The organism is Uliginosibacterium sp. sgz301328 (assembly GCF_041807905.1).
Classification (GTDB): Bacteria; Pseudomonadota; Gammaproteobacteria; order Burkholderiales; family Rhodocyclaceae; genus JBGVSA01.
Genome location: NZ_JBGVSA010000079.1, coordinates 1 through 558 on the forward strand (window position 1 = coordinate 1; position 558 = coordinate 558).

A 558-nucleotide genomic window follows, 5' to 3' on the forward strand; every position below is an offset into this window, starting at 1 on the left:
AGTTCGACGGCCAATGCGTTGGGTGGAGACTCGACGGTCAACGCCGACGGAACGATCAGCGCGCCGACCTATGTCGTCGATGGCGGGACGGTGAACAATGTGGGCGCGGCGATTACCGCGATCGACAATGTCCTGGCCACCACAGTCAGGTATGACGACGCTTCCCACAACACGATCACGCTCGGCGGTACTGACGGCACGCAGATCAAGAACGTGGCGGCCGGCGTGGCCGACACCGATGCGGTCAACGTCAGCCAGTTGAACGCGCTGGGCGATCAGGTGACGAACATCGACGGACGTGTCAGCACGGTCGAAGGCGACATTACCTCGATCAACACGCAGATCGGCGACATCAACAACAGCATCACGCAGATGGCTGGCGACATCACCAGCATCGATGGCCGTGTGAGCAACGTCGAAGGCAGCATCACCACGATCAACACCAACATCGCCAACCTGGGCGATCAGGTGACCAGCATCGGCGGTCAGGTGACGAGCATCGACAACCGCGTGACCACGCTGGAAGGCGGCTGGAACGTGGCGGCCAATGGCGGTGCG

Annotated in this window: 1 pseudogene; it reads left to right on the forward strand. The window is 61.8% G+C overall.

Features of this window, described 5'->3' with window-relative positions:
• Positions 1–558, forward strand: a pseudogene (locus ACDA63_RS20165) (hypothetical protein); the annotation flags it as partial.